The organism is Xenorhabdus entomophaga, from assembly GCF_037996725.1.
GTDB lineage: Bacteria > Pseudomonadota > Gammaproteobacteria > Enterobacterales > Enterobacteriaceae > Xenorhabdus > Xenorhabdus khoisanae.
On the sequence record NZ_JBBMXH010000111.1, the window covers coordinates 1 to 13,302 of the forward strand.

Below are 13,302 nucleotides of genomic sequence, written 5' to 3' on the forward strand. Positions count from 1 at the left end.
ATAATGCGCGTATCCATCATAGGATAGATGAAAAAATCAAAAGTCGCTGGTTACGAGAACACAACCTGTTTTTACTTTACCTTCCCGCCTACAGCCCAGAGCTGAATCTGACTGAAATCGTCTGGAGACAGGCTAAATATCACTGGCGACGTTTTATCACTTGGACTCAGGAGACAATGGATCATGGGCTAAATACTTTATTTGAAAGTTATGGTCGCCAATTTGCAGTTAATTTCTCTTGAGGACTTAACGTTGAAAATTCATCCAAACTGTATAATTCAATTTTTTAAATTATTATTCTATCCAATGAATATTTATTTGGAATTTTATTTTGTATTTTTTGTTTTTGTTGGTTTTTTGTGTAAATTTGCATTGTGAATTTAATGTTTCTTTTTTACCGCAAAAATCACTTTGAAAGATGAAAATCAAAGGGGTTGGTAGAATTTAATTCTATCTTATTTCATTGATTTTATTTTAAATTTATGGATTTATACATTCATTTCAAATAAGTGCCTTATCTTGAGTTTGTAATGAAGTTGTGACTTGAATCCTAAAAATTGATTAATTATGTTACAGCCTATTATTCTGTATTGGATTTTTATATTTAGCATATTATTCTTGTGAGAGTGATTCACCAACGGAGTGCAAAATGAAGGTTCTTATTTTAGGCAGTGGCGTTATTGGTGTAACCAGCGCGTGGTATCTTGCGCAGGAAGGCCATGAAGTTATTGTAATTGACCGCCAGAATAGTGCCGCTGAAGAGACGAGTGCCGGTAACGCTGGTCAAATATCACCAGGGTACGCAACACCTTGGGGAGCACCTGGGATCCCACTTAAAGCAATAAAGTGGATATTTCAACGACATGCACCTCTGGCTATCCGTCCTGATGGCTCATTGTTTCAATTACGCTGGATGTGGGAAATGCTGCGTAATTGTGATGCAAGCCATTACGCCATGAATAAAAGCAGAATGGTACGTTTGGCAGAATATAGCCGGGACTGTATTAAGCAATTAAGGGCAGATACCGGTATCCAGTATGAAGGGCGCCAGGGTGGAACGCTGCAACTGTTCAGAACAGCTAAGCAATTTGATAATGCTGCCAATGATATTGCTGTGTTAGAGCAGGAAGGGGTGCCTTATCGGTTATTGACTGCCGAACAATTAGCAACGGTGGAACCCGCTCTTGCCCATACTTACCATAAACTGACCGGCGGATTGCAATTACCAAATGATGAAACAGGTGATTGCCAGATTTTTACCAAGACACTGGCAAAAATGGCAGAAGATGCTGGTGTGAAATTTATTTTTAATAAGCACGTTAAGCAGATTTTGGTGGATGGGCATAAAGTATCGGGTATTCAATGTGATGATGGCATCATGACTGCTGATAATTATGTGGTGGCGATGGGTTCTTATTCCACAGAGATATTGAAAAATCTCGTCAAAATTCCGGTTTATCCAATGAAAGGCTATTCATTAACGATGCCGATTATGGATGAATCAAGGGCACCCGTATCGACTGTGCTCGATGAAACGTACAAAATTGCAATTACTCGTTTTGATGATCGTATTCGCGTCGGTGGTATGGCAGAAGTTGTCGGTTTTAATTTGAATGTTCTTCAACATCGCTGTGAGACATTGAAAATGGTTGTGCAGGATCTCTACCACAAAGGTGGCAAGATTGAAGAAGCCTCATTCTGGACGGGCTTACGTCCGATGACACCAGATGGAACTCCTATCGTTGGCCCAACCAAATATCCGAATCTATATTTAAACACTGGGCATGGAACACTAGGCTGGACAATGGCTTGTGGTTCAGGGAAGTTATTGGCTGATTTAATTTCAGGTAAACAGCCTGATATTGCGGCAGATGATCTCTCTGTATTTAGATATATCAATGGGTTCAATATAAAAGTGCTTCCGATGAAGCCTCATTTACATACTGCATAAATCACAGAATAAAGGGGTCGTTATGCCACGTCCTATTTTGGCAACGATCCATCTCGAAGCATTCCGCCATAATTTATCGGTTATTCGCCAACGGGTTGGTAACAGTAAAGTCTGGTCGGTAGTGAAAGCGAATGCGTATGGGCATGGATTGGATCGAATATGGCAATCACTCATAAAGACAGATGGGTTTGCACTGCTCGATATGAATGAAGCTATTTATTTAAGGGAACAGGGATGGCAGGGACCAATCCTGTTATTGGAAGGTTTTTTCAAACCATCGGATTTAGGCATTATTAATGAGTATCGTCTGACAACCGCAGTACATAGTCATTGGCATCTTGAGGAGATAGAAAAAACCAGGTTGGACAACCCCATTGATATCTATTTGAAACTTAATAGTGGTATGAATCGGTTAGGGTTCACAGTAGAAGAATTTCCGCAGATAGTTTCGAAAGCAAGAAGGATCAATAATGTCAATTCAGTGACTTTAATGACTCATTTTGCCAATTCTGATAATGGGGTTGGTGTTAATGAGCAATTTGCGGTTGTTGAACGCTTGCAAATGAACTCACTTCCTCATTGTTTGGCGAATTCTGGAGCTGTTTTGTGGTATCCGAAGACACATGGCGATTGGGTTCGCCCGGGTATTATTCTCTATGGTGCATCTCCAAGCGGAAAGTGGCGTGATATTGCGGATATTGGGTTGAAACCAACTATGACGTTGCAAAGTGAAATCATTGCGGTTCACGAGCTTCCCAGAGGAGAAAAAATTGGCTACGGCAGCCGCTATACAACTCAGAAAACCATGCGTGTAGGTACAGTGGCATGTGGCTATGCGGATGGTTATCCGAGACATGCTCCAACGGGAACCCCTGTCATAGTTGATGGTATCCGTACTCAATTATTAGGAGCTATATCAATGGATATGATGACCGTTGATCTGACTCCATGCCCACAGGCAACCATAGGCAGCACTGTCGAATTGTGGGGAACAAAACTACCCGTGGATGAAGTTGCAGAGTCGGCAGGCACTATTGGATATGAGCTTCTGTGTGCTTTAGCAAAAAGAGTCCCTGTCACTGTTACTTAATTTCTTATGCTTAACTGAAAGCCATCTTCCGAGGAAGCCGAGTTGTTCGGTTAAGGTATTTTGAATAGCCTTATATTTCTGAAGTAATCCAGAGGGTTTTGCTTTCTCTGGATTATTCCATGGAAAATCATTCTATTCCTAATGATTTTATGCCTAATAAATCATCTCGCCGGGTCGTTTTTATTTTTGAGTAACTGTGCTGATCACAATATTTGATGTGATTTTTTCAGCGTGGCGGGCAGCACAAAATATATCTAATACTGTATGATTAATCGTTAAGCTGATATGTCGTGGGAGCTTTTTCAGCCCTTGCATATTGGTGTTTGTTTTTTTAATACGAATGTTTTTTAGCTATTTGTTTTACAGGAAACTAAATTAACAAAGACTCATTAAAGTGGAAATAACTTAATATGAATAAAAATAAGGTATTTATTGCTGTAGCTGGTCTGTGCTTATTTTCTTCTGTGACATATGCTGGTGAATGGTCTGTTGGTTTGTCGGCAGTGTATGAGGCTAAACCTTACAAGGGCATGAAAGCGCAGGATAATTTTCTGCCCGTTCCTATGGTTTCTTATGAAAGTGAAAACTTTTATTTTCATACGTTGACCGCTGGTTATTACCTCTGGAATAAACCCAAAGACGAACTCTCTGTTGATGTATTTTATTCTCCGCAAGCCTTTCATCCCAAAGATAGTAAAAATGAACAAATGAAAAAGCTGGATCGCCGTCGTGACACGATGATGGGTGGCTTTACTTATCAGCATCATGAAGACTGGGGAACACTGCGTGCTTCTGTGGCTGCTGATATGTTAGGAGAGAGTAAGGGGTTCCGTGCTGACTTTTCCTATTTATATAGTATTGAGCAAGGTGATTGGGTATTGAAACCCGGTATTGGTGTGATTTGGGATAGTAAAAAACAGAACCGCTATAGCTATGGCATAACAAAAAGAGAGTCGGTACGTAGTGGGTTGGCTGAATACACTCCAGGAGATAGCTGGAGCCCTTATTTGGAATTATCTGGTTATTATTCTATTAGTGAAAGTTGGGCAGCCTTCATGGCAGGACGTGTCGAATACTTACCCAATCAAATTAAAGATAGTCCGATGATCAATCGTTCATACTCCGGTATTATTTGGTCCGGTATTACTTATACGTTTTGATTTTTCTTCCAGATAGGTATTGAAAACAATTAGGCATTAAAAACATATAGTTACTGAAAAGCTGAATGTTTGCAATTGTTGTGGCAAAGTTCAGCTTTTCATTACTTATTATCTAATAATCATCAGGAATTTTGCGGCAGCGAATAATAACGGACAATCGATCAGGATCGCCATTTCTGGGATGCAATGGATTATTGATACGAGCAGTTTCGATACAGGCCATGTTTTTATAACCCTCTCGGCTCATGTCTTTCATATTATTGGAAAGTTCAGCACCAGGGTTCCAGCATACTACATCGCTATGGTGGTAGTGGTGTATTTCAATCGTTCGCTTCCACTGCGAGTCTCTCAATAAGCTGAAATCATCCGGCTCTGTATAAATACGGTCTGTTCGTCCCTTAAACATTAAATTTTCATGAACGTACATTTCTCTGTCTGCAACAGTATCAATAAAATGGGCACCAAGCCCACTGACTTGAATCTGATTGATGTCACTGACATTGAAATAAGAGTGAAGGGCGCCAGTAGCCTGATATTCACCGTGACATTCCAGCTCTATTTCACAGGTTTCCCCTAACTTAAAGCGTGCAATCAGCGTGAACTCATGTGGCCATAATTTATGGGTGTATGCGCTACTCTGGAGAGCAAATGTCAGAATAACGCCATTTTCGTTTTCATGGTGTGCTTTGAGCTCCCAGGGCAGTATTCGGGCAAACCCGTGGCTGGGAGCCGAAACTGGGCCGAACCAGGGCCAACAGATGGGAATACCACCACGAATTGCTGTACCTGCTCTAAAGGCAGTTTGATCACTTAACCATAATACGGTTTTTTCACCATCAGGTTGCCATGTGAGTAAATGTGCTCCCTGAATGCTAATCGCACCGCGAGCTTTGGGATGGAAAACAACAATCAAAGGAAAGCCGTCGATGTTTCGTTGACTGATATAAGGGGATATCTGTTCTACAACCGGTAATGAAAAAATTTTATCAAGCATTTGTCATAACCTTATGTAAACCTGAATAGGTAACATTTTGAATGAGTAGTAGTGCTAAGGCTCAAGAATAGCTCAATGTTCTGAAAATATAAATTGGGGAATATAAAAAGCCACCCGTAAACAGGTGGCTTTTGAATATGGAGAAAGCTCGCTTATTTAGAAATATGAGCGACCAGATCCAGAACTTTGTTTGAGTAACCTGTTTCGTTGTCATACCAGGAAACCAGTTTTACAAAGTTGTCGTTCAGGGCAATACCTGCTTTTGCATCAAATACAGAAGTCAGTTTTTCGCCGTTGAAATCAGTAGAAACAACGTCGTCTTCAGTATAGCCCAGAATGCCTTTTAACTCGCCTTCTGCTGCTTCTTTGATTGCGTCACAGATTTCAGCGTAAGTTGCTGGTTTTTCCAGACGGGCAGTCAGGTCAACAACAGAAACGTTAGGAGTAGGAACACGGAAAGACATACCCGTCAGTTTGCCGTTCAGTTCTGGGATAACCTTACCTACTGCTTTTGCTGCGCCGGTAGAAGATGGGATGATGTTCTGCGCTGCGCCACGGCCACCGCGCCAGTCTTTCGCAGAAGGACCGTCAACAGTTTTCTGAGTTGCAGTTGTTGCATGAACAGTTGTCATCAAACCTTCAACGATGCCAAATTTGTCATTGATAACTTTAGCCAGTGGAGCCAGGCAGTTAGTGGTGCAAGATGCGTTAGAAACGATATCCTGACCTGCATAAGCGTTGTGGTTGACACCCATAACGAACATTGGAGTGTTGTCTTTGGATGGGCCGGTCAGAACAACTTTTTTCGCGCCTGCAGCGATGTGTTTACGTGCAGTTTCGTCAGTCAGGAAGATACCTGTTGCTTCTGCAACAACATCAACGCCCACTTCGTTCCATTTCAGGTTAGCTGGGTCTCTTTCAGATGTAACGCGGATGGTTTTGCCGTTAACAACCAGCTGACCTTCTTTAACTTCAACAGTACCGTTGAAGCGGCCATGGGTTGAATCGTATTTCAGCATGTAAGCCATGTACTCTGCATCTAACAGATCATTGATAGCAACGATTTCAATATCTGAACGCTCTTGTGCAGCACGGAAAACAATACGGCCGATACGACCAAAACCGTTAATACCTACTTTGATAGTCATAGTATTCCACCAGCTATTTTTTAGTGAATTAAAAGTTGTTTCTAAAGTTACCAAAATCTTGCCAGCCGTCAAGCGGAATCGTGTCAACAATTGAAAAAGATCAATTTAATAATCACTATCTGAACGCTTGTTATACAGCCGGGACAAGCTCTACGCACACCATTATCGGGGTATAGGGAGATATTTAAAGTTACCATCGATTAGATATGTGAGACTTATCACAATTAGTAAGGTAAATTGCCATGTTGAATGGGTTAGAATGCGTTTTAACATGTTTATGTTGATTTTTTGTTGAAAATATTGGCCTTAAAAGGTGGTCATCATGGCTAAAAGTCAAAATATTTCCCTTTCTATAGAACAGCTTAGTGCAATGCAGCGTCATGTTACGCAAGAAGCAGGCACTGAGCCGCCGTTTTCAGGAAAACTGCTGCACAACAAAAAAAATGGTATTTACCATTGTCTGTGTTGTCGCCAGCCATTATTTATTTCAGATACTAAATTTGATTCTGGATGCGGATGGCCGAGTTTTTACCAGCCGATCAATGATGATTCCATTACTTACCTTGATGATTATTCACATAATACGCATCGGATAGAGGTGCGTTGTAGCCATTGTCAGGCTCATTTAGGACATGTTTTTCCCGATGGCCCCAAACCGACAGGGGAGCGTTTCTGCATCAATTCAGCAGCATTGCGTTTTATTGATAAAGAAACAGGAGAAGAAACAGCAGGTTAATATCATCTTAGGCTGCTTTTTAAACTCAGGTGAAACTATTGGGTTTAATCATGCAAAAGAAACGTTTCAGCTCTTGTGTTAACATGCTGTTATTAACTTGTGGTGATATTAATTGAAATAGCGTCGGCTTATAGTAATGCGCAGTGTCGTCGTGTAAATAATATCAATAGCCCATGTAGCCGTTAAGGAATATTAATGAAGTTGGATGATTTAATCTCTGCCATGACACCTGAAATTTATCAGCGATTGGTTCAGGCTGTCGAATTAGGAAAATGGCAGGATGGCGTACCGCTTACGCCAGAACAGAAAGAACATAGTTTGCAGGCGGTGATGCTTTGGCAGGCCAGGCATAATCATGATCCTGAACATATGACGATTGGCACGGATGGTCAAATTATTATCAAAAGTAAACAAGAGCTAAAAGCGACATTCCAGTCTCAGATGGTTGCAAAATTAAAACCACAATCAGAAGACTGATATGAATTGAAATAAAAACCTCATCCCCGGCTAAAATTATTTTTAGCCGGGGATGAGGTTACGTTTGTGCTTACAAAATCGATACTATTTCACTTTGTGAGATCAATTTAGCACCTTTGGATGCCATTTCCTCAAAGGCATGCTGGCAGTCATTGGGCTGAATATTGACGCCACGACAACCATCTGTAATCACATAGGTTTCGTAGCCCAGAGCCAGAGCATCAAGCACAGTAAATTTGACGCAGTAATCAGTAGCAATGCCCAATACAAGTAAGCGCTGTATATTATGTTCAGTCAGCCATCCATGCAGTTGAGTTTCGCTTTTATGGTCATTGTCGAAAAACGCACTATAACTATCTATCTGAGGATTTTCGCCTTTTTGAAAAACTTCCTGAATAGCGGATTGATTTAATAAGGGATGGAATTCTGCGCCGAATTGCCCCTGTACACAATGAACAGGCCACCAGATTTGGGGAATGCCATTAAGTTCGCCTAATTCCCCCATTTTTTGCCCGGAGTTTACGGCAAAACTCCTGTGACTTGTTGGGTGCCAATCCTGACTGGCAATAATAGCAATATGATTCTTCTGGCTATTATTTTCCTGACAGAGGGCGATAACCTCATTCGCTACTTTAATGACAGTCTCACTCTCTTTAACTGCCAGCGCGCCTCCAGTACAGAAATCATTTTGCAGATCGATAAGTAATAATGCTGTTTTCATCATATTCTTCGATTTACCTTTTCATTATTCATCTGAATAGCTCAATTCACCGCGCAAATTCTGCTGCATCAGGTAGCGAATTTCTTCGGGTATATAAGATTGGCTCAATAAGTAGTGCAGTTTCGTCAAGGCGGCCTCAAAAGTCATATCATAACCGCTGATAACACCTGATGCAGCCAATGAATAACCGGTAGCATATCCCTCCATATTGACCCGGCCAGAAATACACTGAGTCAAATTAACCACAATAATTCCTCGTTCAGTCGCTTCTCTTAATGTTTTTAGCAAAGAGGCACATTGCGGGGCATTGCCAACACCATATGATCTTAAAATCAATGCCTTAACAGGTTGCATCAGGATGTTTTCTACTACTTGGCTGGATAAGCCTGGGTAGATGGTTACAACACCAATCGGTTGTGATGTGATCCGATTAACGACAAATTCGTTGTGTTTGACAGGAATGGGGCTTGTTTTGAAGGTGCGAATATTGATACCTGCTTCCATTAATGGTGAACAGTTAGGGGATGAAAAGGCATCAAAACCATCAGCGTGGGCTTTAACTGTTCTGTTTCCACGAAACAATTTATTGTTGAAAAACAGGCTGACTTCGTTGATAGGGTAGTTTGCTGCAAGATACAGGGCGTTCAGTAAGTTTGTCTGACCATCAGAACGTAGTGCTTCTAAAGGAATTTGTGACCCTGTCACAATGACCGGCTTGTTGAGGTTCTCAAGCATGAAAGAAAGCGCTGAGGCAGTGAAAGCCATGGTGTCGGTACCATGCAGAATAACGAAACCGTCATAGTCCTGATAATTCTGGTGGATATCATTCACGATAATGCCCCAGTCATTAGGACTCATATCAGAAGAATCAATCAGAGGTTGATGTTCACGGATCGTAAATGTTGGCATTTCTGGGCGGTGGAATTCAGGCATTTTTGCGAGTTGCTGTTGCAAATGGCCGGAGACAGGAATGTACCCATTAGGAGAATGCTGCATCCCGATTGTGCCGCCAGTGTAAACAACATAGATAGATTTCTTCTGCATGATCACGTCTCAATAAAAATATTTAGCCGGATTATAGGGAGTATGGGGAATAAAAAAAGCCTGATCGTGAAATCAGGCTTCAAATTTGCTGTATACCCGTCGTCCCTCATGCTGAAATCTATTGGGTATAGATGAGTCGTTTTTAACGGATATCGACACAGTTCAGACAGAATGTATAAATATGCTGCGGATCATTCATATTGTTATAAAACACAGCCTGTTTTTTCATGTCTTGAGCAACCTGAGAAAACGGAGCTGGCAACATTGACTGTAAAGTATTTGGCAGCAGGGCCTGTGCTGATGAAGTGAAACCTAACATCATTCTTTCAGAGAATGAAAGTTCAGGCTGCATCCAGTTCAGCGATACGTTTTTAACTCCTGCCAGTTCAGAGGCTTTTTTGACAGCATCATCAAAATCACCCAACTGATCGACTAAACCAAGTTTTTTGGCATCAAGGCCGCTCCAAACACGTCCTTGGGCAATTTTATCGGTTTCATCCAGCGATTTGTTGCGTGAATGTGCAACCAGTTTGATAAACTTACTGTAGCCATTTTCGATAGACAACTGTATTACATCAGAGGCTATTTGGTTAATGCCTTTGGTTGCGGAGATATCTGCCAGAGGCGTTGTTGAAACACCATCAGTATTAACACCGATATAATTTAGGCTTTTTTCAAAAGTTTGAAACATACCAAAAACACCGATAGAACCTGTTAATGTATTTGGATCTGCGATGATGTAGTTAGCCGGGGTGGATATCCAGTAGCCGCCTGATGCTGCTAAACCTCCCATTGAAACCACAACAGGTTTAGCGCCTTTACCATTATTTTTTTCATCGCCATAACGGATGGCAGCAATTTCACTACGAATAACCTCTGATGCACCGATGCTGCCACCAGGGCTGTTTACCCGCAATACGATTGCTTTTATGTCAGGATTATTGCGTGCTTCACGTAGCTGCTCCACAATTGTGTCACTTCCTACTACGCCTGGCCCTTCTTTACCATCTAGAATCGCGCCTTCAGCAATAATAACGGCAATGTTACCCTGATTATCGCCCGGGGTTTGTACTGGTTTCAGGGCAATATAATCATAGATGCTGATGTAGTTGAAATGCTTTCGTTCCGCATCCCAACCAAAGATTTCTTTCATTTTATTTTCAACAGCACTGCGTGGCTCAATATAATTGACCAGCTTGTTTTGATACGCATACAGTGCGGCATCACCATCTGCTTTACGAAATTTTTCAAAGAAGTTAGTTGCAGCAGGAGATATTTGCTCGGCAGAAGTCTTCCTGTTAACGGCAATGGTATTTAAGTAGTTATTCCAAAGCTCGTTGAGCCACAGGCTGTCAGCCTGACGTGCTTCTTCTGACATATCATCCCGTAAAAAGGGCTCCACTGCCGATTTATAGGTTCCTACACGAAAAATATGGGTAGAAACTTTCAGCGTGTCCAATAACGATTTGTAGTACAAATGATTGGTCGAGAAACCATGGATATCGACTGCGCCTTGTGGGGACAGGTATATTTCATTTGCATAACTGGCTAAATAATATTGAGATTGACTGTAAGCATCACCTATTGCAAAAACGGGTTTGCCCGCTGCTTTAAATTCACTGATGGCTTTGCCGATATACCTCATGGAAGGCTGATCTGCACCGATAAAGTCACTCAGCTTTAATACCATTCCAGTAATTTTAGGATCATTTTTGGCACGACGAATGCTGTCAACAACGTCAAATACAGAAGTTTCCTGTGAACTTTTACCGGAGGAGTCGAAAAGGCTTTTTCCCAATAGGTCAATCGGGCTGCGAGCGGATACTTGGTCAAGAACTATACCAGATAGGTCTACATATAATGCACCTTGGTAATTATCGTTAGAATTAGATTGGTGCTGGTAAGCGATTATGCCAACGGCAACGACAACAATCAGCAGGATAAAGATAAAATTAGAAATAAGTTGGCGAACGAAATTTAGCAGCTTCCAACTCCATTTAAATAATGACGTTATAAACTTCCATAAAGTACGCATATCGTCTCCAGTTATGGTATCAAATGGGGTTATCCTAATCAGCTTATTTGTAAATGTCAGCCAGAAATCACGTGAGTGGTTGAAAAAACGATTTCTGTGCTTTCATTCATTAACAAATAAACAGAGAATGTTGGTTTGTGACAGATTATCTTATTCAGGAGGAAATCATGAATGCTTTGGAACTTTTGTTGAATCGTCGTTCAATTGCCCGCTTAACGACACCTGCCCCAGAAGGAAACGAATTACAACATATTTTAGCCGCAGGGATGAGAGCGCCTGACCATGGGGCATTGCGTCCTTGGCATTTCGTTGTGATGCAGGGAGAAGGTATTGATAAATTTAGCGCACTTCTTGAAAAAGCGGCCATTGAGGGAGAATTAGGCAAAGAGGTTGAAGAAAAAGCAAAAAATGCACCTTATCGTGCTCCGATGATCATCACGGTTATTGCTAAAGTGGTTGAACATGCAAAAGTGCCTGCATGGGAACAAGTTGTTGCTGCGGGCTGTGCTGTTCACGCTATGCAGATGGCGGCTGTTGCCCAGGGTTTTGGCGGCATATGGCGTTCAGGCTCATGGACTGAAGATCCCATTGTCAAAGCAGGTTTGGGATGTGGTGAGAATGATAAAATTGTGGGGTTCCTCTATTTAGGAACGCCGGAACTTAAGGCTCCAGTAAAAGTAGCAACGCCAGACTTAACACAATTTGTCAGTTACTTCTAACGGAGTGAACAACAATGTCAACAGGAATCCGTCTGACTCAGTATAGCCATGGCGCCGGGTGTGGCTGCAAAATTTCTCCTAAGGTATTGGAAACTATTTTGCATAGTGAACAAGCAAAATTTTTCGATCCTAATTTGCTGGTGGGTAACGAAACCCGTGATGATGCTGCTGTGTATGATATTGGCAATGGCACAGGCATCATTAGCACTACGGATTTTTTTATGCCAATTGTTGATGATCCATTTGATTTTGGTCGAATTGCGGCGACTAATGCCATCAGTGATATTTACGCGATGGGAGGAAAGCCGATAATGGCGATCGCAATTCTGGGGTGGCCAATTGCTAAATTACCCCCGGAAATTGCCCAAAAAGTCATTGAGGGCGGTCGGGCTGTTTGTCAGGCGGCAGGTATTTCTCTTGCTGGCGGGCATTCGATTGACGCCCCTGAGCCTATTTTTGGTTTGGCAGTGACCGGTATCATCAATATTGAGCGTGTGAAGCGTAATAATCAGGCAAAGGCAGGCAGCCAATTGTTTTTGACTAAACCTTTAGGTATTGGCGTATTGACCACGGCTGAAAAGAAAGGTTTGCTTCAGCCTGAACACCAAGGTGTTGCGAAAGAAACCATGTGCAAGCTGAATAAAGCCGGAGCAGATTTTGCGGGAATTGACGGTGTCACGGCGATGACGGATGTAACAGGTTTTGGCCTGTTAGGGCATTTAGGTGAGATTTGTGAAGGCTCGGGCGTTCAGGCAACGGTCAGGTTTTCGCAGATACCAAGATTGCCGGATGTTGATGCTTATATTGAAAAAGGTTGCGTACCTGGTGGCACGGGGCGCAACTTTGACAGTTATGGGCACTTAATAGGAGAAATGACTGTTCGTCAACGTCATCTCTTGTGTGATCCACAAACGTCGGGCGGTTTATTGCTGGCTATTTTGCCGGATGCCGTGAAAGAGGCGGAAGCCATTGCACGCAACCACGACATTGATTTGATTGCGATTGGTGAATTGTCTGAACCACGCTCAGGCAGGGCATTAATTGAAGTTGTTGAATAAATAACTACGGTTGCTTATTTAAAAGCCATGTTAGTTTTTTTGAAGAAACTAATGTGGCTCATATACAGGATCTTAATAATTAAGTCTTTCAAAACATGCATTCAATGTCTTGTTTTTACATGATTTTCTTTGTGGTGTTTTGAAGGCATTTTGACCTAAGTACTCCCTG

At 41.8% G+C, this 13,302-nt stretch carries 13 protein-coding genes; 8 read left to right on the plus strand and 5 right to left on the minus strand.

Annotated features, from left to right (window positions below; all coding sequences use genetic code 11):
• The 4 genes from AAC854_RS24375 to AAC854_RS18575 all read left to right on the plus strand — a co-directional run.
• Nucleotides 1–242: transposase (locus tag AAC854_RS24375; RefSeq protein ID WP_422824103.1), on the plus strand; the 242-nt coding region annotated here is incomplete at its 5' end.
• A 407-nt stretch (nt 243–649) separates the two neighbouring features.
• Complete coding sequence (locus AAC854_RS18565) at nt 650–1,951, plus strand: D-amino acid dehydrogenase (protein WP_340618418.1); 1,302 nt, start codon at nt 650–652, stop codon at nt 1,949–1,951.
• Nucleotides 1,952–1,973: 22 nt separating this feature from the next.
• A complete protein-coding gene (dadX, locus tag AAC854_RS18570; RefSeq protein ID WP_340618419.1) occupies nt 1,974–3,041 on the plus strand; it encodes a catabolic alanine racemase DadX in 1,068 nt (355 codons plus the stop codon).
• 410 nt (nt 3,042–3,451) lie between these two features.
• Complete coding sequence (locus AAC854_RS18575; protein WP_340618420.1) at nt 3,452–4,201, plus strand: MipA/OmpV family protein; 750 nt, start codon at nt 3,452–3,454, stop codon at nt 4,199–4,201.
• Between the two features lie 112 nt (nt 4,202–4,313).
• Here the strand turns inward: AAC854_RS18575 and AAC854_RS18580 are convergent, their stop codons facing one another.
• Together AAC854_RS18580 and gapA are read right to left on the minus strand one after the other, a co-directional pair.
• Nucleotides 4,314–5,195 carry a D-hexose-6-phosphate mutarotase gene (locus AAC854_RS18580; protein WP_340618421.1) on the minus strand — a complete coding sequence of 294 codons (882 nt, stop codon included), beginning with the start codon at nt 5,193–5,195 and terminating at the stop codon, nt 4,314–4,316.
• Between the two features lie 152 nt (nt 5,196–5,347).
• Nucleotides 5,348–6,343 (minus strand): glyceraldehyde-3-phosphate dehydrogenase, encoded by a 996-nt coding sequence (gapA, locus tag AAC854_RS18585; RefSeq protein ID WP_340618422.1) that lies wholly within the window; start codon nt 6,341–6,343, stop codon nt 5,348–5,350.
• Between the two features lie 322 nt (nt 6,344–6,665).
• On the opposite strand from gapA, the gene msrB reads away from it, so the two are divergent.
• Both msrB and AAC854_RS18595 read left to right on the plus strand, forming a co-directional pair.
• The gene (msrB, locus tag AAC854_RS18590; RefSeq protein ID WP_340618423.1) at nt 6,666–7,079 is read left to right on the plus strand and encodes a peptide-methionine (R)-S-oxide reductase MsrB; all 414 of its coding nucleotides are present in this window, start codon (nt 6,666–6,668) and stop codon (nt 7,077–7,079) included.
• Nucleotides 7,080–7,274: 195 nt separating this feature from the next.
• Nucleotides 7,275–7,556, plus strand: coding sequence for a YeaC family protein (locus AAC854_RS18595; RefSeq protein WP_340618424.1), 282 nt, complete (start codon nt 7,275–7,277; stop codon nt 7,554–7,556).
• Nucleotides 7,557–7,626: 70 nt separating this feature from the next.
• Here the strand turns inward: AAC854_RS18595 and pncA are convergent, their stop codons facing one another.
• The 3 genes from pncA to sppA form a co-directional block, all read right to left on the minus strand.
• Nucleotides 7,627–8,277, minus strand: coding sequence for a bifunctional nicotinamidase/pyrazinamidase (pncA, locus tag AAC854_RS18600; protein ID WP_340618429.1), 651 nt, complete (start codon nt 8,275–8,277; stop codon nt 7,627–7,629).
• A gap of 24 nt (nt 8,278–8,301) precedes the next feature.
• Entirely contained in the window at nt 8,302–9,321 is a 1,020-nt protein-coding gene (gene ansA, locus AAC854_RS18605; protein ID WP_340618425.1) for an asparaginase, read from the minus strand.
• A gap of 142 nt (nt 9,322–9,463) precedes the next feature.
• Nucleotides 9,464–11,356, minus strand: coding sequence for a signal peptide peptidase SppA (gene sppA / locus AAC854_RS18610; protein WP_340618426.1), 1,893 nt, complete (start codon nt 11,354–11,356; stop codon nt 9,464–9,466).
• A gap of 167 nt (nt 11,357–11,523) precedes the next feature.
• On the opposite strand from sppA, the gene AAC854_RS18615 reads away from it, so the two are divergent.
• Together AAC854_RS18615 and selD are read left to right on the plus strand one after the other, a co-directional pair.
• Nucleotides 11,524–12,075, plus strand: a complete 552-nt coding sequence (locus AAC854_RS18615; RefSeq protein WP_340618427.1) for an NAD(P)H nitroreductase — start codon at nt 11,524–11,526, stop codon at nt 12,073–12,075.
• Nucleotides 12,076–12,089: 14 nt separating this feature from the next.
• Nucleotides 12,090–13,133: a selenide, water dikinase SelD gene (gene selD / locus AAC854_RS18620; RefSeq protein ID WP_340618428.1), complete on the plus strand. Its 1,044-nt coding sequence runs from the start codon at nt 12,090–12,092 to the stop codon at nt 13,131–13,133.
• Nucleotides 13,134–13,302: the final 169 nt, after the last annotated feature.